This is a genomic window from Pantoea sp. GM01 (assembly GCF_000282675.1).
GTDB classification, from domain to species: domain Bacteria; phylum Pseudomonadota; class Gammaproteobacteria; order Enterobacterales; family Enterobacteriaceae; genus Pantoea; species Pantoea nemavictus.
In genome coordinates, this window is the sequence record NZ_AKIU01000087.1 from 16,469 (window position 1) to 41,394 (window position 24,926).

At 56.7% G+C, this 24,926-nt stretch carries 22 protein-coding genes; 14 read left to right on the plus strand and 8 right to left on the minus strand.

Going from position 1 to position 24,926, the window contains the following annotated elements:
* Positions 1-284 precede the first annotated feature (284 nt).
* The 10 genes from PMI17_RS22310 to PMI17_RS22355 all read left to right on the plus strand — a co-directional run bounded on the left by PMI17_RS22310 (position 285) and on the right by PMI17_RS22355 (position 8,329).
* A complete protein-coding gene (locus PMI17_RS22310) occupies positions 285-1,739 on the plus strand; it encodes an NAD(P)-binding domain-containing protein (protein ID WP_036622067.1) in 1,455 nt (484 codons plus the stop codon).
* On the plus strand, positions 1,736-2,218 hold the full coding sequence (locus PMI17_RS22315) for a CMD domain-containing protein (RefSeq protein WP_007893093.1): 483 nt from the start codon (positions 1,736-1,738) through the stop codon (positions 2,216-2,218). Before PMI17_RS22310 ends, PMI17_RS22315 begins: the two co-directional genes overlap by 4 nt.
* On the plus strand, positions 2,215-2,781 hold the full coding sequence (locus PMI17_RS22320) for a peroxidase-related enzyme (RefSeq protein WP_007893095.1): 567 nt from the start codon (positions 2,215-2,217) through the stop codon (positions 2,779-2,781). The genes PMI17_RS22315 and PMI17_RS22320 overlap by 4 nt, the downstream gene beginning before the upstream one ends.
* 10 nt (positions 2,782-2,791) lie before the next feature.
* Complete coding sequence (locus tag PMI17_RS22325; protein WP_007893096.1) at positions 2,792-3,529, plus strand: amino acid ABC transporter ATP-binding protein; 738 nt, start codon at positions 2,792-2,794, stop codon at positions 3,527-3,529.
* A 20-nt stretch (positions 3,530-3,549) separates the two neighbouring features.
* On the plus strand, positions 3,550-4,365 hold the full coding sequence (locus PMI17_RS22330; RefSeq protein ID WP_007893098.1) for a transporter substrate-binding domain-containing protein: 816 nt from the start codon (positions 3,550-3,552) through the stop codon (positions 4,363-4,365).
* Positions 4,366-4,452: 87 nt separating this feature from the next.
* Positions 4,453-5,139 (plus strand): amino acid ABC transporter permease, encoded by a 687-nt coding sequence (locus PMI17_RS22335; protein WP_191322179.1) that lies wholly within the window; start codon positions 4,453-4,455, stop codon positions 5,137-5,139.
* A gap of 15 nt (positions 5,140-5,154) precedes the next feature.
* Positions 5,155-5,847 carry an amino acid ABC transporter permease gene (locus PMI17_RS22340; protein WP_007893102.1) on the plus strand — a complete coding sequence of 231 codons (693 nt, stop codon included), beginning with the start codon at positions 5,155-5,157 and terminating at the stop codon, positions 5,845-5,847.
* A gap of 174 nt (positions 5,848-6,021) precedes the next feature.
* The gene (locus PMI17_RS22345; RefSeq protein ID WP_036622070.1) at positions 6,022-6,552 is read left to right on the plus strand and encodes a helix-turn-helix domain-containing protein; all 531 of its coding nucleotides are present in this window, start codon (positions 6,022-6,024) and stop codon (positions 6,550-6,552) included.
* A 30-nt stretch (positions 6,553-6,582) separates the two neighbouring features.
* The gene (fabF, locus tag PMI17_RS22350; RefSeq protein ID WP_007893108.1) at positions 6,583-7,848 is read left to right on the plus strand and encodes a beta-ketoacyl-ACP synthase II; all 1,266 of its coding nucleotides are present in this window, start codon (positions 6,583-6,585) and stop codon (positions 7,846-7,848) included.
* Positions 7,849-7,906: 58 nt separating this feature from the next.
* A complete protein-coding gene (locus tag PMI17_RS22355) occupies positions 7,907-8,329 on the plus strand; it encodes a MarR family winged helix-turn-helix transcriptional regulator (protein WP_157178898.1) in 423 nt (140 codons plus the stop codon).
* On the opposite strand, the gene PMI17_RS22360 is transcribed toward PMI17_RS22355, so the two are convergent.
* The 4 genes from PMI17_RS22360 to PMI17_RS22375 form a co-directional block, all read right to left on the minus strand.
* Complete coding sequence (locus PMI17_RS22360; protein ID WP_007893114.1) at positions 8,326-8,748, minus strand: ester cyclase; 423 nt, start codon at positions 8,746-8,748, stop codon at positions 8,326-8,328. The two genes, PMI17_RS22355 and PMI17_RS22360, sit on opposite strands and share 4 nt — an antisense overlap.
* A gap of 296 nt (positions 8,749-9,044) precedes the next feature.
* Positions 9,045-10,109: a mannonate dehydratase gene (uxuA, locus tag PMI17_RS22365; protein ID WP_036622076.1), complete on the minus strand. Its 1,065-nt coding sequence runs from the start codon at positions 10,107-10,109 to the stop codon at positions 9,045-9,047.
* 129 nt (positions 10,110-10,238) lie between these two features.
* Positions 10,239-10,943 (minus strand): response regulator transcription factor, encoded by a 705-nt coding sequence (locus tag PMI17_RS22370; protein WP_007893117.1) that lies wholly within the window; start codon positions 10,941-10,943, stop codon positions 10,239-10,241.
* On the minus strand, positions 10,940-14,083 hold the full coding sequence (locus PMI17_RS22375) for a transporter substrate-binding domain-containing protein (protein WP_238541561.1): 3,144 nt from the start codon (positions 14,081-14,083) through the stop codon (positions 10,940-10,942). The genes PMI17_RS22370 and PMI17_RS22375 overlap by 4 nt, the downstream gene beginning before the upstream one ends.
* A gap of 485 nt (positions 14,084-14,568) precedes the next feature.
* Between PMI17_RS22375 and PMI17_RS22380 the strand changes: the two genes are divergently transcribed.
* Positions 14,569-15,525: a sensor domain-containing diguanylate cyclase gene (locus tag PMI17_RS22380; protein WP_007893121.1), complete on the plus strand. Its 957-nt coding sequence runs from the start codon at positions 14,569-14,571 to the stop codon at positions 15,523-15,525.
* Between the two features lie 128 nt (positions 15,526-15,653).
* Here PMI17_RS22380 and PMI17_RS22385 read toward each other — a convergent pair whose 3' ends face one another.
* Positions 15,654-17,522, minus strand: a complete 1,869-nt coding sequence (locus PMI17_RS22385; protein ID WP_007893128.1) for an amidohydrolase — start codon at positions 17,520-17,522, stop codon at positions 15,654-15,656.
* Between the two features lie 147 nt (positions 17,523-17,669).
* Here PMI17_RS22385 and PMI17_RS22390 point away from each other — a divergent pair, with 147 nt between their 5' ends.
* A complete protein-coding gene (locus PMI17_RS22390; protein ID WP_007893132.1) occupies positions 17,670-18,578 on the plus strand; it encodes a LysR family transcriptional regulator in 909 nt (302 codons plus the stop codon).
* Here the strand turns inward: PMI17_RS22390 and PMI17_RS22395 are convergent, their stop codons facing one another.
* The gene (locus PMI17_RS22395) at positions 18,579-20,168 is read right to left on the minus strand and encodes an MFS transporter (RefSeq protein WP_036622072.1); all 1,590 of its coding nucleotides are present in this window, start codon (positions 20,166-20,168) and stop codon (positions 18,579-18,581) included.
* Between the two features lie 217 nt (positions 20,169-20,385).
* Here PMI17_RS22395 and PMI17_RS22400 point away from each other — a divergent pair, with 217 nt between their 5' ends.
* Positions 20,386-21,204: an alpha/beta fold hydrolase gene (locus PMI17_RS22400; protein WP_007893136.1), complete on the plus strand. Its 819-nt coding sequence runs from the start codon at positions 20,386-20,388 to the stop codon at positions 21,202-21,204.
* 250 nt (positions 21,205-21,454) lie between these two features.
* On the opposite strand, the gene treF is transcribed toward PMI17_RS22400, so the two are convergent.
* Positions 21,455-23,113 carry an alpha,alpha-trehalase TreF gene (treF, locus tag PMI17_RS22405; protein WP_052013369.1) on the minus strand — a complete coding sequence of 553 codons (1,659 nt, stop codon included), beginning with the start codon at positions 23,111-23,113 and terminating at the stop codon, positions 21,455-21,457.
* Between the two features lie 416 nt (positions 23,114-23,529).
* The gene (locus PMI17_RS22410) at positions 23,530-24,384 is read right to left on the minus strand and encodes an SDR family oxidoreductase (protein ID WP_007893140.1); all 855 of its coding nucleotides are present in this window, start codon (positions 24,382-24,384) and stop codon (positions 23,530-23,532) included.
* 101 nt (positions 24,385-24,485) lie between these two features.
* Between PMI17_RS22410 and PMI17_RS22415 the strand changes: the two genes are divergently transcribed.
* Positions 24,486-24,851, plus strand: a complete 366-nt coding sequence (locus PMI17_RS22415; RefSeq protein ID WP_007893142.1) for a helix-turn-helix domain-containing protein — start codon at positions 24,486-24,488, stop codon at positions 24,849-24,851.
* Positions 24,852-24,926: the final 75 nt, after the last annotated feature.

Consider the following 24,926-nt stretch of genomic DNA (forward strand, 5'->3'; position numbering starts at 1 on the left):
GGTGCGTGATTTAGGTCATTAGCCAGCGTATGAAAAATCTCCTCTTAAGGCCTTATAACATTTTCGGCATAAGATATAAGAAATCCATTGGTCAAAAGCTGAGCGAGATTGTTGACTCCGTTTTAGGGCAAGAGGATTATGCGAAACCTTAGCTCTTACTATGTGATTTGGTGATTAATACCCACTAACTATGTGTTATCAGGATAATGAGAATGCATAGTCACCAACGCACTTTAGTGGTTTCGCCCGTTTGCTGGCCGCCGCTTATTTCAGGGAAAACGTGTATGACTTATGCCGCCGATGGCCTTGCCGCGCTGGAAGCACAGTTGCAGCAGGATCTGGAATATCTTGAACTGCCCGCGAAATCCTGGGTGCCAGCGCGCACCCAGGATGGCGCACCGGTGCGTGATGTGGTGGTGATCGGTGCAGGCATGTGTGGCCTGGCGGCGCTGGCTAAACTGCAGCTTACCGGCATCAGCAACGTGGTGGCCTATGACGCCGCGCCCGCCGGGCTGGAAGGTCCGTGGGTGACCTTTGCGCGCATGGAAACGTTGCGTTCACCGAAGTCACTGCATGGCCCGGCGCTCGGCATGGCGCAGCTGACGTTCCGCGCGTGGTTCACTGCGCAGTGGGGCAAAGAAGCCTGGCAGGAGCTGGATAAAATTCCCAAAGCGCAGTGGATGGATTATCTGATTTGGTATCGCAAGGTGCTGAATCTGCCGGTGCGCAACAATGTGCGCGTCACCAATATTACCTTCGAAGGTGAGTTAATCGCGCTCGATCTCAGCGGTGCCGAAACCGGCCGGGTTTACACCCGCCGTTTGGTGCTGGCTACCGGACGCTCTGGCCTTGGCGGTTTTGCCGTGCCGGACTTCCTGCAGGGTATCGAGCGTACATTCTGGGCGCACTCTGCTGACGACATTGATTTCGCTGCTTTGCAGGGCAAACGCATTGCGGTGATTGGCGCTGGTGCATCGTCGATGGATAACGCCGCCACCGCGCTGGAAAACGGCGCGGCTGCCGTGGATCTGCTGATTCGCCGCCCACAGATGCCACGCATCAACAAAATGACCGGCATTGGCAGCCTGGGCGTGGTGCACGGGATGCATCAACTGCCGGACGCATGGAAATGGAAGTTTGTGGATTACACCGCGACCACGCAAACGCCGCCGCCGCGTTCTTCGACACTGCGCGTTTCACGTCATGCTAATGCCCGCTTCTTCCTCAACTGCGGCATCAAAGCGGTAAAACAGCAGTCCGATGAGTTGCTGATCGAAACCACTCAGGGCCCGCTGCGCTACGACTTTTTGATTGCCGCGACCGGCTTTAGCAACGATTTCCACGGACGCCCAGAGTTTGCCGCCATCGCACCGCATATCCGCAGCTGGCGCGACGGGCGTTACCAGCCAGAAATGGGCGCGCCGCGCGCCAATCTGCTTGAAGCGCCGGATCTCGGTCCCGCCTTTGAGTTCCGCGAATTGACGCCAGGCGCGTGTCCCGGACTGGCGCATATTCACTGCTTCAACGATGCCGCCATGCTGACGCACGGCAAAGTCTCCGGCGATATTCCGGCGGTGAGCGCCGGTGCCGATCGTCTGGTGCGCGGCATCAGCGCGTCGCTGTTTGCCGAAGACGTCGAGCAGCATTACGCCAACTTACAGGCTTTTGACACCCCTGAATTGCAGGGCGATGAATGGGTGGATTCCACGCCCTTACTCAACCAGGAGAACGCGCAGTGAGTGACGCAATTGATCGCGCAGTCGGCTTAAACGCTGAAGATGCGCTGTACGGTACGCGCCGCCTGCGCCCGGAATTTGTAGATGGCGCAGAACAGTGCCGTGTATCGGTGCTGGCACCTAATGATGATCAGGGCTTAGCGCCGGATGTGCGTTTTGCGCTGGCGCAGCGCATGGCGAAGCTGAATGGCGATGCCGAGCTGCAACGCGATTACCAGGCGCAACTGGCGGCGTTGCAGCCATCAGACGCGCTGCTGGCGCTGGCGGCCGGTGCCAGCGATCTTGCCGAACCGCTGGCGACTATCGCGCGGCATGCCGATCTCGTCACGCAGCAGCCAATGAACGCCACCGAGCAGCACATTCGCCTGCTGGAACAGGCAGGATTGAGCAATCCGCAGATTGTGGCGCTCTCTGAACTGATCGCTTTTGTTAACTTCCAGACGCGCGTTGCGGCCGGATTACGTTTGTTGAGGTCTGCATGATTCCGTCGGTTAATCTCAAGCCGCTGCACTGGCACCCTTATATCGCGCCGGTCGAAGTGGCAGATGCCACGCCCGCGCAGCTCGATGCGATGAAAGTGACGCCATCGAACAAGAAGATCTCCGAGTATGTGCGCACGCTGGCGCACGATCCCGACAGCTACGTAGCGCGCACCGTGCTGTTTAACGCCATTATGTATGTTGAGGGCGGGCTGGATCGTGCGGATCGTGAACTCGGCGCGCTGGGCGCGTCGATCGTCAACGGCTGCAAATATTGCGCGGTGGTGCACGCACGCCGCCATGCGCAGCTGGCAGAAAGTGATGCGGTAGTCAGTGCGATTTACTTCGATCGTGCCGATGTGCTCGGCGAGCGTGATGCGGCGATCTACCGTTTTGCCCGTCGTCTTTCCGTCACGCCGTCAGAGGCCAGCGCCGAGGATATGGCGGCACTGCGCGCGGTCGGCATGAACGATCAGGAGATTATCGATCTGATCCACGCCATCGCCATTTTCGGCTGGGCCAACCGTCTGATGCATGTGCTTGGCCATGCTGACCTGAATAAATAGGGGCTGCTGCATGTTAGAACTCAACGATATTAAGCTCGCTTACGGCAGCACGCCGATTCTGAAAGGCGTCGATCTGTCGGTAAAACGTGGCGATGTGGTGTCGATCATCGGGCCAAGCGGCACCGGTAAAACCACGCTGCTGCGCTGCATTAACTATCTGGCGAAACCGGCATCCGGCACCATTCAGCTTGATCAGATCCGCATGGATTATCAGGCACCGGACAAAGCGGCGATCCAGGCGATCCGCCTGCGTACCGCGATGGTGTTCCAGCAGTTCAACGTGTTCAAAAACATGACGGTGCTGGAAAACGTGATGGATCCGCTGATCGTTATTCAACGCAAAAGCAAACAGCAAGCGCACGATATCGCCGTGCAGGAGCTGGAGCGCGTCGGTCTGGGCGCCAAGCTCGATCACTATCCGTCTCAGCTTTCCGGTGGCCAGCTGCAGCGTACCGGCATCGCCCGTGCGCTGGCGGTGCGTCCGGACGTGATGCTGTTTGATGAACCGACCTCATCACTCGATCCGGAGCTGGTGGGCGAGGTGCTGAAAGTGATTAAAGACGTGGCGTCGTCCGGCATCACCTCGCTGCTGGTGACGCACGAGATGCAGTTCGCCAAAAGCATCTCTAATCGCATCGTGTTTATGGATCAGGGCGTGGTGGCCGCGCAGGGCAGCCCGACTGAGATGTTTGATAATCCCACCCTGCCGCGCCTTGCTCAGTTCCTCAATTCAGAACGCGTATTCTAATAATTAAAGGAATCAACCACATGCCTGCAATCAAAACCACATTACGTCGCCTGGCCGCGCCTGGCATCATCGCGCTGGCACTGATCAGCGGTAACAGCTTCGCGGACGCGGTGCGCACCATCAAAATCGCTACCGCGGCGGAATCCAAACCGCTGTCGTGGGGCGCGATTGGTCACGAGCCGCAGGGCTACGAGCCGGACGTGCTGAAAGCCATCAACGCCAAACTGCCGCAGTACAAATTCGTCATGGAAGGTGCGGCGGATATCGCCCAGGAAACCGGCCTGGCGACCGGTAAATATGACATGGCGACCGGCGGTTATTATAAAGCGCCGACGCGCAGCAAACAGTTCCTGATCCCGGATGCGCCGATCGGTGCCAGCCTGATGAAGATCTACAGCCGCAGCGATAGCAATATCAACGGCATGAAAGATCTGGTCGGCAAAAACATCGTGCCGGTTACCGCAGGTGGCGGCGTGTACAAATTCGTGACCCAGTGGCAGCAGGACAACCCAAACGACAAGGTGGAGATCAAAGCGTCGAGCGCGGGCGTGCCGTATCCGGATCGTCTGAAGGAAGTGCAGCGTGGCAAATATGATGCGCTGATCCTGCCTTCTAACCTCGGCGAGCAGACGGTGATCGACAACCAGAAACTGGCGATCAAAGCCAGTGAGCCGGTTTCCATCAATAACACTTACGTGCTGATTCACCGCTCCGCTGAAAACCAGGCGCTGAACGATGACATCAATAAAACGCTGCAGCAGCTGAAGGCCGACGGCACGCTGGATAAGCTGGCGCAGAAGTGGTTTGGCGAAGACGTCACCAAGTACATGAAGTAACAGATTCACCTGAAGCCGCTGCGCCCGGTGCTGAGCCGGGCGTTGCTTCATTGTTAGCAGGAGTGTTTCACCGTGAATCTGACTTCGATGATTCCCGAGCTGCTCTCGGCGCTGCCGTTGACGCTCGGCATAATGTTTGTTGCGATGATCGTCGGGTTCTTCCTGGCGCTGATCGCCACCGTATTCCGCGTGCGCCGCATTCCGGTGATTAGCCAGTTTGTGGATCTGTACGTCTCTTACGCGCGCAGCGTGCCGGTGGTGCTGCAGCTGTTTGTCGCCTTTTATGGTCTGCCGCTGGTGGCCGAGCAGTTCGGCTTCAGCGATTTTGTCACCGCCAATATCGCGGCGATGATTGGCCTGAGCCTCTATCACGGCGGTTATCTGTCGGAAGTGATGCGTCCGGCGTTTCTTGCCGTGGAGCGCGGCCAGCACGACGCCGCCGACAGCATGGGTTACAGCTTCCGCCAGAAAATGCTGCGCATTGTCGGGCCGCAGGCGGTGCACTTCGCGCTACCGGGTTACGGCAATGCGATTATCTATCTGATTCATAACGTGGCGTTGGTGATGTACATCGGCGCGGCGGATGTGATGGCGACCGCGCATCTGATCATGGAACGCGACTACAACCAGTATCAGTTCGGTACCTATTTGGTGCTGGCGGTGCTCTATTCGCTGCTGTGCGGCGTGGCCTGGTTGATTATCCGTTTCTTCGAACAACGTCACGCGAAGTACAGCTCGAAAACCGCTGCACGCGTTAAATTCACCAGCGTCTGATAAAGGGGAGCAACCATGTTTGATCTTGAGGTTTTGCTGCCGGACTTCTGGAGCATTCTCGATGCGGTGCCGGTTACGCTGCTGATGGCGGTGACGGTGTTTATCTGCTCGACGCTGCTCGGTGGGCTGTTCGCCTTTGTGGAGCATCGCCGCATTCCCGTGCTGCGCCAGCTGGTGATCGCGTACAAGATCGCCTTTAAAGGCGTGCCGATGGTGGTGGTGATTTTCCTCGCCTATTACGGTTTGCCGCCGGCGCTGCACTATGTTGCCACCCTGTTTGGCGTGGAAGTGAATGCCCACTCGCTGCCGAACTGGGTGATCATTATCGTCGCGCTGAGCGCCTGCGTAGCGGCGTTCCAGGCGGAAGTGTGGAAGGGCGCGCTCAATTCGTTTGATAGCGGCCAATCGGACGCTGCACTGTCGCTGGGCTACAGCGGCGGCCAGCTGTTCCGTCGGGTAATGTTTCCGCAGATTATTGTGGCGGCGATCCCCGATCTGGCGAACGCCTTTATGGTGATCATGAAAGCGCTGTCGCTGGCGTTTGCTATTGAAGTGGTGGATATCTTCGCTCAGGCGCAATTGACCGCAGCGCTGAATTTCTACTACCTCGAAGCCTTCCTGATTGCGGTGGTGTTCTACATGGTGATTGCGTATGTGGTGACTAAGATTGCCGACAAGATTGAGGCGGCGCTGCGGGTGCGGACCTAAATCCTGGTCGCCATGAATGGCGACCCTACAAAACCCGCATAACCAATCACGTAGGGTGCGCATTTATGCGCACCTTTTTTATCGCCATCATAACTTTCAATCTGCAAGTCACTTGCAAAATGAAAGTCACTCTGTAACAGTATTCGACACCAAAACAATGTCGGATATCCAGCCTTGAAAAACCAACCGCTTTGCAACATGCCTTGTCCTGTCGCGCGCAGCCTCGGCCGTATCGGCGATGGCTGGAGCATGCTGATCATGCGTGATGCGCTGGCCGGTTTTACCCGCTTCGATGAGTTCCAGAAAAGCAGCGGCGTGGCCCCCAACATTCTGTCGCGTCGGCTAAAAGAGCTGGTGGAGGATGGCCTGCTGCAGAAGGTGTGTTACAGCACCAGTCCGGCGCGCTACGAATATCATCTCACGCCGATCGGACGCGATTTTCGCGGCGTGATTCTGGCGCTGACGGAGTGGGGCAGTACGCACTTTTCGCCGGAAGGTCGCCAGATGCAGCTGGTGGAAACCGCCACTCAGCGTCCGGTGAAGATGCAACTGGTCGATAGCGAAAATGGTCAGCCGCTTAGCCTGGACAAATATCAGATGGTACCCGGCCCGGCGGCGGTGCCGATGATGCACTATCGCCATGACTATCTGCAGAAAAAACGCGCTGGAGACAACGCAGTGAAATTCGCACCGCCGGTTCTTTGATGTAAAGCCGGCGGTTTAAAGGAGTTATTTATGAGCAAACGTATTGTAATCACCGGCATGGGGCTGGTCTCGCCGCTTGGCTGCGGCACGGAGGCGGTGTGGCAATCGCTGCTGGCGGGAAAATCGGGCATCAGCGCCCTACCGCCAGAGATGGTGCAGGATATCGCCTGCAAAGTGGCGGGGCAGGTGCCGACGCTGGAGCAGGATGCGCAGCACGGCTTTAATCCCGACGGCATCATTGCCGCCAAAGATCGTAAGAAAATGGATCGCTTTATCGAGTTCGCGCTGGTGGCCGCCCATGAAGCGCTGGCGCAGGCCAACTGGTCGCCGCAGGATGTGACGCAGCAGCAGCGCACCGCCACGGTGATCGCCACCGGCATCGGCGGCTTTAACGAAATCGCCAACGCGGTAGAAACCACCACTGCGCGTGGGCCGCGTCGGCTGTCGCCGTTTACCATTCCTTCGTTTCTCGCCAACCTCGCGGCGGGACACGTCTCGATTGCACATGGTTTTCGCGGGCCGATTGGCGCACCGGTGACCGCCTGTGCGGCCGGGGCGCAGGCGATTGGCGATGCGGCACGACTGATCCGCAGCGGCGAAGCGGATATTGCGCTGTGTGGCGGCGCTGAAGCGGCGATCCATCGCGTTAGCCTGGCGGGATTTGCCGCGGCGAAGGCGATGTCGGGCGGTTTTAACGATCGTCCTGAGCAGGCTTCGCGCCCGTTTGATCGTGACCGTGACGGCTTTGTGATGGGCGAAGGCGCGGGTTTGCTGGTGATTGAATCGCTGGAACATGCCCAGGCGCGCGGCGCCACGCCGCTGGCGGAGCTGGTGGGTTACGGCACCAGCGCGGATGCTTACCATCTCACCGCCGGGCCGGAAAATGGCGAAGGAGCGCGCCGGGCGATGGAAACCGCGCTGGCGCAGGCCGGGATTTCCCCTGCTGAGGTGCAGCATATTAATGCGCATGCCACCTCGACGCCGGTGGGTGATAAGGGTGAGCTGGCGGCGATTGCTGCACTGTTTGCTGGCAGCCAGGTGGCGATCACCTCAACGAAATCGGCCACCGGGCATCTGCTGGGTGCGGCGGGCGGCGTGGAAGCGATCTTCTCGATTCTGGCGCTGCGTGACCAAATTGCCCCGCCAACCCTGAACCTGCAACATCCGGATGAAGCGGCGGCAGGGCTGAATTTGGTGGCGTTGACCGCACAGCCGACGGCGATGACCTATGCATTATCTAACGGCTTTGGTTTCGGCGGGGTGAATGCCAGTTTGCTGTTTAAAGCCTGGCGTTAGCGCAGATTTATCGCGATTCCCTATAATGGGGCGAAGATATTTTGCCGGAATCGCCAACTTGACCACTGAAACCTCAACCCAGCAGCTGGCGGAAGAACTCCGCCAGCTTGTCAGTCATCTGGTGCGTAATGTGCGTGTTGCCACGGCGACCGTACGCACGTCGCAATATGAAACCCTCGATCTGCTCGACAGCCATCAGGCGCTCTCCATCGCGGACCTCGCGCGACTGCGCGGCGTGAAGCATCAAAGTATGCGTCTGGTGATTAACGAGCTGGAGTCACAGGATTTGGTGCTGCGGCAAAAAAGTGCGCTGGACGCGCGGGCCCAGGTGATCGTGCTGAGCGATCAGGCACGCGCTGCTTTGGCCGCCGCACGTCAACAGCGCGCTGAGTGGATTGCGGCGCGCATTGATGATCGGCTTAACGAGCACGATCGCGACGATCTGCAGCAAGGCCTGGCTGTGCTGCGCAAGTTGCTTTAGCCGGGCGAATTGGCGCTGCGCAGCTGATTGATCACCGCCTGCAGCGTATTCATGCCCCAATGTTCGGCGTATTTCCCCGCTTCGATCCGCACCATATCGATCACCGCGATCGTCACCGCTAGACCGGTGGGTGCGATCCCCATCAGCGATCCGCTGTGTATGCCGCGAATAGTTTTACGCGTGGTGACCCAATCACGTTCGGCGATTTGATCCTCAATCTGCACCTGTAGTTCTGAGAAAGCGGGACGCAGGATCTGATCGAAAGTGTGCCACAGGCTTTCGCGATCGTTAGGCGCGCCGGCAGGTGCGGAGCGGTTGATAAAGTTTTCTGCGACGAGTTGCTCGAATGCCTGGCGATTGCCGTCGGCAATCACCTGCTGATTGAAGTGGCGCACTACGGCTTTGTTCTGTTCTGACATGCTGATTCCCCTCTGAATATATACAGTTAAACTGTATATATTTAACGGTAAGCGGGGGAAGGGGTGTTAGTTATGTTGTGCTTTGTGCGGAGTTTACTGCGAATAGAGTCTGCTGCGTGCTGATGCCCTCACCCCAGCCCTCTCCCACAGGGAGAGGGAGCAAAAAGTGCCCTTATCCGCGTAGAAAAGGGAGGTGCTGGTGTATTGATGGAGTTAGATAAGGTTAGATGGGGCGCGGTCGGTTCCCTCTCCCGCGGACGGGAGAGGGTTAGGGTGAGGGGAAAAACGCACCAAACTTAGCGCTTACCCAGCGCTTCCCACAGTCCCAGCAAATAGGTGGTGCCCAGCGCGCGGTCGTATAAACCATAACCGGGACGTCCGGTTTCGCCCCAGATAAAGCGGCCGTGATCCGAGCGAATGTAGCCATCGAAACCGTTGTCATGCATCGACTGCAGCACTTTATACATATCCAGCGAGCCATACTCGGTTGGGTGCGCGCACTCGTAGAAATCTTTGTCCTGAATAATCTTGATGTTACGCACATGGGCAAACGGAATACGTTTGCGGCGCGAGAACTCAGCCAGAATGGCGTAGACATCATTGTTCGGATCTTCCGCTATCGATCCGGTGCACAGCGTTATGCCGTTGGCTTCAGAATCCACCACGTTACAGATCCAGTCGAGATCGTCGCGGTTTTTCACCACGCGCGGCAGGCCGAAGATCGAATACGGTGGATCGTCCGGATGAATCGCCATCTTCACGCCAACCTCTTCACACACCGGGATCACCGCTTGCAGGAAGTAAGCGAGGTTCTCACGCAGCTTGTTGTCATCCACATCTTTATATTGCGCAAACAGATCCTGCACTTTCGCCAGACGCTCAGGTTCCCAGCCCGGCAGGGCGAAACCGTTTGAGTTGCCTAACACTTCCTGCACCACTTCATCGAGGCTCTTATCAATGCCTTTCTTCTCGAAAGCCATGGTGAGCGAGCCGTCTGGCAGCACGTAGTTCATGTCGGTCTTCATCCAGTCGAACACCGGCATGAAGTTGTAGCAGATCACTTTTACGCCGGCGTCCGCCAGGTTGCGGATGCTCTGCTTATAATTTTCGATATAGCGATCGCGGCTCGGCAGGCCAATTTTGATATCGTCGTGAATGTTAACGCTTTCAATCACTTCGACGGTTAATCCGGCGGCATGCACCTGCTCAACCAGCGCGTTGATCTTATCGACCGGCCAGGTTTCACCCACCGGCACGTCGTACAGTGCGCCAACCACGCCGCGTACGCCCGGCACCTGGCGAATATATTCCAGCGAAACTTTATCTTCTTTCGGACCAAACCAACGCATTGTCAGTTGCATAATGTCATCCACCGTTATCGTCTGTGATAACTGATAAACTACCATTCTAGTAAACATCATGATAGCGTGACGCATGGAATATGCCTTGATCCGCGTCACAGAACACACTTTATCCCCGCCGGTAGAGCCTTAATGCTGCACCACCAGATCATTGAAATGATCTTTGTATTTGAACAACTCCAGATCGGATCGTAAGCCTAATTTGCGCAGCGCGGTCTGTTTTTGTCCGCTGATGGTTTTGCGACTGCGCGCATATTTGACCGCGATCTGCGTGACGCTTAAGCCATCCAGATAGCAGCGGATCACTTCGAGTTCACGAGGGCTCAGCTCGCGCAAGATCAGCGTGATCTCATCACCCATCTGGCGCGGCAGTAGGTAGTCATGCATTTCGCGATCGCTTTCGTGGAACTTATCCATCTCCATCAACATATCTGCGGTGAGAAAATGCTTGTTGCGACACACCTGATGCAGCGCAGTAATCAACACTTCCTGGTCTTCACTTTTACCGACAAAGCCGTGCACGCCGGCTTTCAGCAGCAGCTGCACGATGGCCGGTTTCTCCACCGCCGAGGAGACCAGAATTTTCAGTTCGGGATAGCGCACGCGCAGTTGTTTAACCATCTGCAGGCCGTCGAGCTCGTCCTCGCCGAGCATGTAGTCAAGCACCAGCACATCGACCGTATGGCGCTGTAAAAACGCCATCAGCTGCTGGCGCTGGGAGAAAGCACCCGCCAGGTCCAGATCGGCCTCCTGCGCCAGACGATACTGAATGGCTTTACCGATCAGCGGATGATCGTCTAAAACCGCCACCTGCCAGATTGCACCTTCTTTCATGAGTTCACCTCTTCATTGTCATTGTTTTCTAATGCGCGCTGGAACAACGTATTCAGCTCTGCCACTGCGGTGACAACCGCGGGCAAATGATGTTGTAGTTGCGCACTGTCGTGTTGTTCTGCTGCCTGTTCGCTGGCGAAGCAGCTGTGCTGTAGGGCTTCGGCATGCAGCAGTTTGGCGCTGCCGAGCAGTTGATGTGCGGCATGACGCGCGCTGGCGAAATCCTCTTCTTCTACTGCTTGCTGTAACTGAGCGAGGTCGCGCGCATTTTGCTGCTGGGCGGTGATCACCAGATCGCGCCAGGCTTGCGGATCGTTGGCCGCCAGATTTTCCAGCGTCAACAAGGTGTCATGGCGGGGTTGATGCGTCGGCGCGCCCGTCACCACCTGCAGCAGTTGCGTGCGCTCCAGCGGTTTAAACAGGCAGCCATTCATACCGGCTTGGGTAGCGAGTTGCGCGACGCGCTCCTCCGCCATCGCCGTCAGGCCGTAAACCGGCACGGCACGACGATTGAGTAATTTCTCCTCGGCGCGCAGCTGACGCGTAAAGGCGAAGCCATCCATGCCGGGCATGTTGCAGTCGGTGATCACCCGATCGAGTTCATGTTCGCGCCACAGGGCCAGCGCCGCTTCGCCGCCGTCGGCCACCAGCACATGATGTCCGGCGTAACGCAGCTGCTGGGCCAGCAGCATGCGATTGGTGGCGTTGTCATCCACAATCAGCATGCGCAGGGCAACCTGAGCGCTCGAATCCACCTGCGGCGTTTCTGCCTCGGCTGCAGTTATCGTGGTGGGTTGAGCGGTGAAACGCAGCATAAAGACGCTGCCGGCATCGGGTTCGCTCTCCACGTGCAGCTCGGTGCCCAGCATTACCGCCAGGCGGCGACAGATATTCAGTCCAAGTCCAGTACCGCTCACGCGATTCGTGCCCTGATCGACCTGAATAAAGGGTTCGAAAATCGCCTGCTGCTGTTCAGGCGTGAGACCAACGCCGCTGTCACACACTTCCAGCACGTACTCGGGTTTGCTGATATCAGCCTGATACAGCGCCACTTCCACTTCGCCCTGCGCGGTAAACTTAATGGCATTACTCACCAGGTTCGCCAGAATCTGCTTCAGCGCCACCGCATCGAACAGCACGCAATCCTGATCGATCTCCAGCATCACCTTGAGTGCCAGGCCTTTATTGTGTGCAACCTGGCGGAACAGCGCTTCGGTGTCGTACACCACATCGCTCAAGGACATTGGCATCAGGCGGATGCTGAAGTGGCCGGATTCGATTTTCGCCAGGTCGAGAATATCGCCCACCAGCGATAGCAGTGAACGCGAGGATTGCCACGCCAGATCGATGTTCTTCTGCCTTTGCTGTTGATCGCTCTGACCCAAATGCTCGATCTCCAGCAGGCCAATCAGGGCGGCCAGCGGTGTGCGGATTTCATGGCTCATATGCGAAAGGAAGGTACTTTTGGCTTCGCTGGCACGCAGCGCTGCTCGTTTCGCTTTGCGTACATCATCCAGCAGCGTTTCGATGTAATGCAGCTGGTTGCTGATTTCACGCTCGTGCTGACGCTGTTTCGCCAGCGAAGATTTGAGTAAATGGTTGCGCCACAGGAAAAACAGCAGGCAAGCACCCGTAATCGCGACAATGCGTAATATGTAGCTGCGATAGCTTTGCCACGAGGTGCTGGTGGCCGGCGGCGTGTATTTAATCCAGCGCTCCATCAGCGACTGCAGCGTGGGTTGGGGAATATCGGACAGCGCTTTATTGAGGATGGCAATCAAGTGCTCATCCGCCGCGTTGGCGGCCATCGCCATGCGAAACATCGGCAATGGCGCCACAAATGCCACTTTGAAGCGATCGTTAAAGTGATTGTTGAGTAGATACTGCGCCGACTCATACGGCACGATAAAGCCGTCTACCTGCTTCTCCTGCAGTTGCCCGAGTGAATCAATCGAGACGGCATTTTCATTGAAATCGATCTCTGGCCAGCGACGACGCAGGTCAAAGCGATAGTAAGAGCGCTCATAAATGCCGATACGTTTGCCCGCCATCTCATCAAAGCTGCGCCAATGGCTGTCGCTGCGGGTCATCACCACCCAGGGAGAATAGATATAAGAGCGGGTGTAGCTGATGTGCTGACTTTGCTGCGAGGCGGCATCGCTGACCACAATCAGTGAATCCCGCTGATTCACCAGCGCATCGCGCATGTTGGCCAGGCCTTGCATCGGCTGGTAGTGAAAACGGATGCCGGTGCGCTGCGAGATCAGTTTCAGCAGATCGACGCTCAAGCCCGCCACGCGCTGCTTTTCATCAAGAAAGGTGAAAGGCAGATGCATGGGATCGTATTTGACGGTGATATCGCGATGCTGCGCCAGCCAGCGGGCTTCTGCTTCAGTCAGATCCAGCGGATGATTTTTCACTACGGATTGATAATCCAGCCCCCAGGCTTCGGCGATTTGTACCGCATTGCGCAGCGGGATATTGATCAGGATTTCGTTGATCGCGGCGATCAGCGCTTCGTTGCCGGCGCGGGTGGCAAAGCGCGCGTCGACATCATTGGTATATGGCGTGCTGTGTGCTTCGATGATGTTCTGCAGGCCGCGCTGTGACAAATAGCGCTGGGTAGCGGAATTGCTCCAGAACACCGCGTCTTGTTTAAAGGCGGTATCGGTGTAGGCCCACAGCGGGGGCGAGGCCGGGATTAACGTCGCCTGTGGATAGCGCTGGTGCAGCAGCGCTTTCAGTTCGTCATCGCCGTAGTACATCAGCTGATAGCGGCTATCTTTCAACTCGCGATCAAACTTTGCCTGGCGACGGCTAATCAACACACTTTGCGCCAGCGAATAGGGAATGCTGAGCGCCAGTTTGGTCTGGTGATTGGCGGACTGCGGGTAGTAAGGAATTAAATCGACTTGCTGATTATTCAGTGCATCAACCAGCTCTAAGCGGCTATCGAATTTTTTGATCTCTACCGGCAGGTTCAGCGTTTTGGCGATGATGGCGAGATAGTCGGCCGATAAGCCTTCGAAGGCATCTTTTTCCAGCTCAACCGAATAGGGCGGCAACGAGTGGCTCCAGATGCCAACGCGTAACACCTTATGGCGCGTTTGCCATTGCTGACTGGCAGGATTCAGGGTCACTTCCGGCGCCACTAAGCCATAACGCGGTGTGAAATTGAGCGGGGATGCACTCCAGGCCAAGAGGGAAAAGCCCAATAGAAAAATCATGCTCAGAATGCGTTTGCCCACGAATCAGTTCTCAGTCATCAATGCCTGCGTCATGCACGGCCAGCGTGGCGGTGCAGCCTATCGACGCGACTTCAATGCGCCAGATGACTTCTCACAGCGGCACGCAGCGCAACAATAATTAAATAAAACTAAGAATTTTCTTAGTTGCGTATGAGGACGGTTTGTTATGAAAAAGTGCAGCCGCGCACGAGAAGGGGGAAGTGATGTACTTATGGCTGGTACTTAATTAAGTTAAGTCAGCTGTTTTTGCTGCATAGTTTCGACGTTACTCCTGAAGTCGGCGCAATTTACCGCTGCTAATCGGCTTTTCATTTGTTTTATTTACAGAAACTTCCTGGCAGGCAAAATAGCGCTTATTTCTTCTCCCTCAGCCAATCATGTCCGAAGAAGCGCTGCGTCAGCAGATTCAAAACCTGAAAAAGCATAATGCGCGATTGAAGCGTATAGCGCATGACGCGCGTAACAAGCTGAGTGCAGCGCTGGACGGAACCGGTCTTTGTTTGTGGCAGCTGGATATTCCCAGCGGCAAGCTGGTGATCTTTAATCGTCGCTGGGGCGCAATGCTGGGTTTCCAGCCGAAAGAGACCAAAGCGCAGTTCGACGTGTGGCGCGAACGCCTGCATCCGGACGACGCTGACGAAGTGCTGAAAGCCTTTTACGATCACATTGAAGGGCGCGCGCCTTACTACGAAGCACTGCACCGCATGCTGGGCAAGAATGACAAGATTAAATGGGTGCTGGATCGCGGGCGCGTCACCGAATGGGATGAGGCAGGCAACCCGATCAAGGTCACCGGCACGCACATTGATATGACCAAAGAGAAACAGTACGAAGCGCAGCTCTCGTCTTTGGCGCATCACGATCCGCTGACCGGGCTGACCAACCGCCACGCGTTGCACACGCAGTTCAGCAAGCTGAAAGCGCAGGGACCGCTGTGTGTGGCGTTTATTGATCTCGACAACTTTAAACACGTTAACGACACGCTGGGACACCGCAGCGGCGATGAGGTGCTGATTCAGCTTAGCCAGCGCATCATCGACGTGGTGCCACCGAACGTGGTGATTGGCCGCCTCGGCGGCGATGAGTTTGTGCTGCTGATGCCGTTTCTTATCGACTATCCCAAAGTGCGGATTATGCTGCAGGCGGTGCTGGATGCGGCGCTGACGCCGTTTGATATTGATAACGGTCATGCGCAGATTGGTGCGTCGATTGGTATTGCCCAGGTGCAGGAGCGTGACGGTTTTGATGATGCGCTGACGCGTGCCGATGAGGCGATGTATCAGATTAAGAAGAACGGTAAGCAGGGGTTTGGGTTGGCATCCTCTGCGCTTTGATGCCCTCACCCTAACCCTCTCCCGCAAGCGGGAGAGGGAACAGACCGGGCGAATACGTTATTACATGTGGCAGCGTTTCCCTCTCCCTGTGGGAGAGGGCCAGGGTGAGGGCACCAGCCCGCAGAGGACTAAAACGCAAAACACGAACAGCCCAGCGCGCCCCAGAACGCATTATTATCCGACACCGGCACCGATGACTGGCGTGCGACATCGTGCGCGTGACTATGCACGCCGCACGGTCCGCTGCACTGATGCACTTTCGGCATCATCGCGGCGCGGCCATTGGCCTGCGGCGGGGCGCTGCGATAGTGGCCTGGCACCGTTACCACCGGCGACCACTCGGGCAGCACCTGCACCGGCGGCGGTGACAGCGGCGTGAAGCCACCCGCGGCATACACCACTTCGCCATCCACCAGCGTCAGCACCGATTCAATGCCTTTGATCTCCTCTTCCGGCACGCTGAAGAAATCTTTCGACAGCAGCACCAGATCCGCCAGCTGGCCGACTTTGATCTCGCCCTTAGCGCTCTGCTCATTGGAGAACCAGGCGCTGCCTTTAGTCCACAGCATCAACGCGGTTTCGCGGTCAATGCGTGCATTATCATCGTACAGTTGCATGCCGCCAACGGTGCGACCGGACACCAGCCAGTAGAGCGCGGTCCACGGGTTGTAGCTGGCGACACGCGTGGCATCGGTACCCAATCCTACCGGCACCCCGGCTTCCAGCATGCGCGCCACCGGCGGCGTCTGTTTTGCTGCCTCTTTGCCGTAGCGATCGACAAAATATTCGCCCTGAAACGCCATACGATGCTGCACCGCCAGGCCGCCGCCGAGCGCCTTCACGCGTTCAATATTGGCTTCAGTGATGGTCTCCGCGTGGTCGAAGAACCAGTGCAAACCGTTAAACGGAATATCGCGGTTCACTTTCTCGAAAACGTCGAGCATGCGGCTGATCGATTCGTTATAGGTGGCGTGCAGACGGAACGGCCAGCGGTGTTCCACCAAATGGCGCACCACGCGCTCCAGCTCATCTTCCATGCCGGGCGCTAAATCCGGACGCGGTTCGAGAAAATCTTCAAAATCGGCGGCTGAGAACACCAGCATTTCCCCGGCGCCGTTGTGACGCAGGAAATCAGTGCCCTGGCCGGGCTTCAGCATATCGGTCCAGCGTTCAAAATCCTGCAGTTCATGGCCGGGATTCTGTGTGAAAAGGTTGTAGGCAATGCGCACCGTCAGCTGCTTTTTGGCATGCAGTTCGGAAATCACATCGTAATCATCTGGAAAGTTTTGGAAACCACCGCCGGCATCAATGGCGCTGGTCAGGCCGAGGCGATTTAGCTCACGCATAAACTGACGCGTCGAGTTCACCTGCTGCTCCAGCGGCAGTTTTGGACCTTTCGCCAGCGTGGCGTACAGCAGCATGGCGTTAGGACGGGCGATCAGCATCCCGGTTGGATTGCCGTTGCTGTCGCGCTGAATCTCGCCACCCGGCGGGTTCGGCGTGTCTTTGGTGTAACCCACCACGCGCAGCGCGGCGCGGTTGAGCAGGGCGCGATCGTACAGGTGCAGGATAAATACCGGCGTGTCAGGCGCGGCGGCGTTGATCTCATCCAGCGTCGGCATGCGGCGTTCGGCAAACTGGAACTCGGTCCAGCCGCCGACCACGCGCACCCACTGCGGCGACGGCGTGCGCAGCGCCTGGTCACGCAGCATGCGCAACGCATCCACCAGCGACGGCACGCCTTCCCAGCGCAGCTCAAGATTGTAATTCAGCCCGCCGCGAATCAGGTGCAGATGCGAATCGTTGAGGCCAGGAATACCGGTGTGACCTTTGGCATCAATAATTTGTGTGTCACTTCCGGCGAAGCGCATCACCTCGGCTTCACTGCCGACCGCGAGAAATTTGCCGTCTTTAATCGCCACCGCTGTGGCCAGCGGATTGGCACGATCTACCGTGTGGAACTTGCCGTTAGTGAAAATCAGTGAGGCCGTTGTCATGGTTTTTCTCCAAAAGATTTCGCATTGCGTGGCTGAGTCAGTGTTAAAGCGCTTGCTTCGTTGGTTAAAAAAATACGAAATGAGAGCAGTTATTGATAACGGATTGTTTTTGGTTTGTTGTTCAACAAATTTTGGGGAGGAGGGGCAATGCGTTTAAACCTTGAGGCGCTGTTGATTCTGGACGCGCTGGATCGCCACGGCACCTTTGCGGCGGCGGCCGCGCGACTATTCAAAACCGCCTCGGCATTGAGTTACACCGTGCAGAAGATGGAGAGCGACCTGAAAATCACGCTGCTCGATCGTTCTGGTCATCGCGCCACCTTTACGCCGACCGGGCGCCTGATGCTCGATAAAGGGCGCACGCTGCTGCGCGCGGTGAATGAACTGGAACAGCAGGCGCGCTACGTGGAGAGCGGTTGGGAAAGCCAGCTGGTAATAAGCGTAGATGCCTCCGTGCCGTTTAGCCTGCTGACGCCGCTGATTGATGCGTTTTATCAGCAGCATCCACATACCCAGCTGCAGTTCCGTCAGGACGTGCTCTCCGGCTGCTGGGAAGCGCTTAACTATGGCGAAGCGGACATTGTCTTTGGCGCGGTGCAAGAGCCCGCCACGCGCAAAGAGATCGTATGCCAACCGCTGGGCTGGCTGGAATACGTGTTCGCGGTTGCGCCCGGGCATCCGTTAGCCAGTGCAGCGGAGCCGCTGCAGCGCGAACTGATTCGTCAGTATCGCGCCGTCACCGTGCACGACTCCTCGCGTCACGGGGTGGGCGTTGATTTACGCGTGCTGGATGAACAGAAAACCTTGAGCGTGCACGATTTCCCCACCAAGCTGCAGGCGCAGCTGGATGGCCTTGGCTGCGGCTATTTGCCGCTCTATCTGGCACGTCCACATCTGGCAAGTGGGGCGCTGGTGGCGCGCCAGCTGGATAGCGAATGCCGTCGCGATATGGCGTACCTGGCATGGAACGAAAGCGCCTGCGGTAATGCCGCAACCTGGTGGCGTGAGCATCTCCTCACGCTGCCAGGTTTGCATGATATCTACCTGCCTGCGTAATCAGATGGCGATATGGTGGCTGACCTGTGGGGCATCTTCGCCCTGATGATATTGCAGCACCGCCTGTTGCAGCGCAGCATCAGCGTGGGAAACGCGCTGGTGCTGACGCAAATGCTCCTGCCACGACTCCACCAGAAACCACTCCAGCAGCGCGTTGGGGTCGTCAGTTTGCGCCATCAATCCCCATGAGTAAGCGCCATCGCGGCGGCGTGACTGCGCCAGCTTATGGATAGCCAGTTTGAACGCGGCGCGATCTTCTGGCATCACGCGATAGCGAATCTGAATCAATACCGGCCCCTGACGCACATCGAGGTTGGCATCCACCTGCGGTTCCACCCAGTGCAGCGCCGGCTGCAGATCGGCTTCACCGGCTGGCAACACCAGACGTTTCAGCAGCAGCGCGCTGATAATCAGGCCCGCTCCGGCGATCAGCAGCGTATTGGCCAGGCCGATATGTTGGGCGATTAAGCCCCATGCCAGGCTGCCGCCCGCCAGCGTGCCGTTGAACACCATCAAATAGACCGCTAAACCGCGACCGCGCACCCAATCGGGCAGCACCGCTTGCGCGACGCCGTTCAACGTCGTGAGCGCGATAATCCAGCCCACGCCCAATACCAGCATCAGCAGCAGCGCCAGCCACTGCGGCGGACTCATGGCTAATCCCAGCATCACTAGCGCGCTCAGCACCGCAGAGAGCAGCAGCAGGCCATCATGGCTCATTGCGCTGCGCAGACGCGGCAGCAGCAGCGCGCCGGCAATGGCACCGCCGCCCACCGCGCCGAGCAGCAAGCCGTAGAAGCCAGCGGTGCCTTGCAGCATGTTGCGGGCGACTAACGGCAGTAACGCCCAAATGGCGCTGGCGAAGGCGAAGTACAGCGCGGCACGCAATAACACGCGGTGCAGATCGTGGCTGGCGCGCACGTAACGTAAGCCAGCCCGGAACGCGCCGAAGAAGTGTTCATTTAGCTCGGTTTTGGCTTTCGCTGGACGCTTCCAGTACAGCAGCGCGGCGATAACGAAAAAGTAGCTCGCCACATCCGCTCCGTAGGCCGCCATCGCCCCAAAACTGGCCAGCAGCAATCCGCCCGTAGCCGGACCAATGGCGCGCGCGATGTTGATGCCGAGCGAGTTAAGCGCCACGGCGTTTTTCAACTCATGACGCGGTACCAGCTCCGGCACAATCGCCTGCCAGGCAGGACCAAACAGCGCCGCGCCGATCCCGCCGACGAAGGTCAGCCCGATTAACCATTCGACGGTCAGCCAGTGGTTATGCGACAGCAGCAGCAGGGTGCCGCTGACGCTGGCCATTAATATTTGCACTACAATCAGCAAGCGGCGGCGGTCAACAATATCTGACAGCACGCCCGCGGGCAGCGCCAGCAGGAACACCGGCAAGGTCGCAGCGGTTTGCATCAGTGCTACGGCGGTGGGGTTATCCGATAAGCCGGTCACCAGCCAGGCGCTGGCGACATCGCGGATAAAGCTGCCGGTATTGCCGAGTACCGAGGCGGTCCAGATCAGGGCGAATAACCCGTAACCGAAGGGAGAGAAGGCACCGCTGCGCGGCGTGGCTGATTGGGGCTGGCTCATCATCATGTTCCTGTAAGAGTGCGATGTAAGCACCTTACGAAGCCTGCAGTCTGCTTGATAGCGGAAAAAATCCATCAACTTGTCCAGGCTTTTTTAACAGCGCTTGAGCCGCAAAAAAGATTGAACAAGTTGTCAAAATCTCTGCTTTAGGTTTTTCCCCTCGCTCGATGTAGTTTGATTGGCAGACACAATATCACTCACTTACGGAGCAAAAAACATGAGCACATTCAAGACGAAAGACGGCGTTAATCTCTATTTTAAAGATTGGGGTAAAGGTCAACCGGTGCTGTTTAGTCACGGCTGGCCGCTGGATGCCGATATGTGGGATAGCCAGCTGAATTTCCTGGCTGAACGTGGCTACCGCGTTATTGCTTTTGACCGTCGCGGCTTTGGTCGCTCCGAGCAGCCGTGGGAAGGCTACGACTACGATACCTTTGCCGACGATATTCATGGTCTGATTGAGCATCTGCAGTTGAATGAGGTGACGCTGGTGGGCTTCTCAATGGGCGGCGGCGATGTGTCGCGCTATATCGGGCGCTACGGCACGGAGAAAGTGAAAGGGTTGGTGCTGCTGGGCGCGGTCACGCCTATCTTCGGTAAAACCGCCGATCATCCCGAGGGCGTTGAGCAGTCGGTGTTTGATGGCATTAAAGATGGCTTACGTAAAGATCGGGCGCAGTTTATCAAAGAGTTCGCTACGCCGTTCTATGGCATCAACGCTGGGCAAACAGTTTCTGACGGCGTGCTGACGCAGACGCTAAATATTGCGCTGCTGGCATCGCTAAAAGGCACTATTGATTGTGTGACCGCCTTCTCCGAGACCGATTTCCGCGCAGATATCGCTAAGGTTGATGTACCAACGCTGGTGATCCATGGCAGTAACGATCAGATCGTGCCGTTTGAAGCCACCGGTAAACTGGTGCATGAGCTGATTAAAGGTTCGGAATTGAAGGTTTACGAGAACGGCCCGCATGGCTTTGCGGTGACGCATCAGGATCAGCTGAATGCAGATTTGCTGGCGTTTTTACAGAAGTAAGGTGCGGTTTTTCCCTCACCCTAACCCTCTCTCGCAGGCGGGAGAGGGGACTGATCCAGCGAATACGTTATAACTGTCTGCTGCAATATTTAATCTTCTCACCCCTAATTATTCCCTCTCCCGCAGGCGGGAGGGGGGACTAATCCAGCGAATACGTTATGACTGTCTGCTGCAATATTTAATCTTCTCACCCCTAATTATTCCCTCTCCTGCTTGCGGGAGAGGGCCTTTAAGGCATCAGCGCACCATCTCAATCCGCCAGTAAATGCCCATACATCGTCATTAACCGGCGGGTAACACCGTTGGTCCAGCCGAAACCATCCTGCAGCGGATATTCGCCGCCGCCGCCCGGACGGGCACGATCGCCGCTGATGTCATATTTCTCTACCAGCTTATGGTGCAGCGTATAGAAATTATTCACCGTATTCAGCCAGTTGACGGCAATTTCCGTCGCCAGCGTCTCTTCGCCGTAATGATTCAATCCGACCACCGCCATCCACTGCAGCGGAGCCCAGGCATTTGGTTTATCCCACTGCTCGCCGCTCTCCACCATCGACGTTAACAAGCCGCCTTGCGTCAACAGCAAATGACGCAGCGCCACGGCCTGCAGGTGCGCCTGTTCGGGCGACGCGAGGCCGAGGAACAGTGGCACCACTGCAGCGGCGGTGAAGGCGCCAAAGCGCTCGCGACGCCAGTCGTAGTCACGATAAACCCCGGCGGTGTTATCCCACAGGTAGCGGTGAATTGCCTGCTTACGCGCATCGGCTTTTTTCTGCCATGCCAGCGCCGTCAGCTCCTCGCCCTTGGCATGCGACAGCGTCGAAATCATCAGTTCCAGCTTGTAGAGGAACGCGTTGAGATCGATCGGGATAAATTGTGTGGTGCGAATACTCGCCAGACGCTGCGGATCGCGCAGCCAGCGTGAAGAGTAATCCCAGCCTGATGCGGCACCGGCACGCAGATCGCGATACACTTCGTTTGCCGGACGTCCCGATTTTTTCGCGGTTTCAATATCTTCCAACCATGACTCATCACGCGGCGTGTCGCGGTCATCCCAGTAACGGTTCAGCAGCGAACCATCTGGCATGCGCACCACGTGGCGATAGGCCTGATGCGGCATCAGTTCTCCCGCGCCATCCATCCAAAATTGATACTCTTTCATTAACTGATCGAGATAGCGTTTCGCGCCGCGAATGCCATCCTCTTCGAACAGTTCCACCATCAGCGCAAACACCGGCGGCTGCGAACGGCTGAGATAGTAAGTCCGGTTGCCGTTTGGCACGTGACCGTAGTTATCAATCAACCAGGCGAAGTTGTCCGCCATATGGCGCAGCAGATCGTCGCGTCCCGCATCGGCGAGGCCAAGCATGCTGAAATAGGAGTCCCAGTAATAGGTTTCTCCAAATCGACCGCCCGGCACCACATAAGGTTTTGGCAGTGGCAGCAGCGAGGAATGCGCTAAATGTTGCTGCGGCATTTTGGTTAACACTGGCCACAGGTCGTCTATATGTTCCGTTAAGGTTTTATCCGGATTAGAAACATAAAAGCTCTCATTCACCTGCGGTGAATAAAAATGTTCGTGCACGAATTTTTCCAGATCAAAATCCGCTGCACGTTTACGCCGGCGAAAGCGGATTAAAATATCCAGCGGGTCGAATTTAGGCGCACAGTCCGGGAAGGTTTTGCTGTCGGCAAATATGTGCGAAGTCTGCACCTGCTCAAACAGTTCCATGTAGCGATCGGCAGGCGTCAGCGCATCCGGCGCGGGAAGACCTTCGATCAGCTCAGGTTCCGGCTCCGAATCTTGCATACCTTCGCGGACAAATTCATGAGGATTATATTGATACTCCAGTTCAGCATCTGCGCGTCGATCCTCGAAAGCGTTATATTGCTGTTGGTTAGTATTAATAGCAGCCTCCTGGTAAATTCTTGAATGCGTAAAGAACAAATTATAGAGCTCTGAACGGGCGAAACAACAATGCGAATTATCTATGAACGTAATAAATCATGTCGATGGATCGCGGGTTTTTACGATTTTTCAGCGATTACAACGGACTATATTTCAGGAATTGAAAGCGGCTTTTAGGATGGATGTTTAAATAACTGCACAGAATTATCTGTAATTAAGAAAATCGCTAATATTGGCGTGAAAAAGGGCGGAATGGCTTGATCAATTTATGGCAAACGCAGCGGGAGCTGAGCGGTTTTTCCCTCACCCTAACCCTCTCCCACTTGCGGGAGAGGGAATGTTTAGGGCTGAAGCGGACTCGATCGGCTCCCTCGCCCGCTTGCGGGAGAGGGCTGGGGTGAGGGACCAAGCGCACCTTACTTCTTCAACGAGGCTTTAATCACATCCGCATACGGCGTGGTTGGGCGACCAATCAGTTTGCTCAGGGTATGACTATCATCGAACAAACCGCCTTTCTCGGCACCGGCATCGGAATCCGCCAGCATCTCGGACAATCCATCCGGCAGCCCGGCGCCTTTCAGCGCGGCGGCGAACTCCGCCTGCGGCAGGTTGATGTAATCCACTGGCTCACCAGACTGTTTGGCGATCTCGGCACTAAATTGCGCCAGCGTGTAGCTGTCGTCACCGGCCAGCTCATACACTTTGCCAGCCTGATCGTCACGGCTAATTACCTCTGCCGCTGCGGCCGCATAATCGCTGCGTGCAGCCGATGAGATGCGACCTTCGCCCACCGCACCAATAAAGGCATGATGCGCCAGCGCTGGGGCAATGCTCGCGGCATAATTCTCGGTGTACCAGCCGTTACGCAGCAGCGCAAACGGAATGCCCGACGCTTTCAGCTGCGCTTCAGTAGCGCGATGCTCAACGCCTAAACCCAGTGGTGAAGACTCGGCATGTAGCAAGCTGGTGTAAGCGATAAAGCTCACGCCCGCTGCCTTGGCCGCGTCGATCACGGCTTTGTGCTGTGCTTCACGCTGGCCGACTTCGCTGGATGAAATCAGCAGCAGCTTATCAACACCGGCAAATGCGCTCTGCAGAGTTTCCGGTTTGCTGTAATCCGCCGCACGCAGCGTGATGCCTAGCGCTTGAAGATCGGTCGCTTTCTCAGGTGAACGCACCGCTGCAATCACGTCGCTGGCGGGCACTTTTTTCAATAACTCGTTAATCACCAAACGGCCCAGTTGGCCAGTGGCGCCGGTAATCGCAATCATGATGTTCTCCTTCAGTTTGAGCTGGAATGAAAACAGCCTACGGGATAAGCTAACTTATAGTAAGTACTTACAGATTTGTTAGTTTGCAGAAGGCAAGATAAATGTCTGAAAAGATGAGTGAAAAATTTACGCGCGGCGAGTTGCTTAACGTCAATTGTCCTTCGCGCGAAGTGCTAAAACGCATTACCAGTCGCTGGAGCGTACTGATTTTACTGGCGCTGCGCGAAGACACCCTGCGTTTTAGCAAACTGCGTCGCAAGATTGGTGGCGTAAGCGAACGCATGCTGGCGCAGACGCTGCGCTATATGGAAGAGGATGGTTTTGTTGAGCGCATCGCCTATGAAGTGGTGCCGCCGCATGTGGAATATCGCTTAACGTCGCTAGGCCGCGAAGTGGAAGGGCAGGTGACTGGGCTGGCAGATTGGTTAGAGAGCAATGTGCATCGGATTCTGAAGCCTGCGCATTAACAGGGTCGCCATGAATGGCGTAATGCCGATTAGTTAAGCGCTGAGCAACTTTCGTTCGCCATCGGCTGGGGGGGG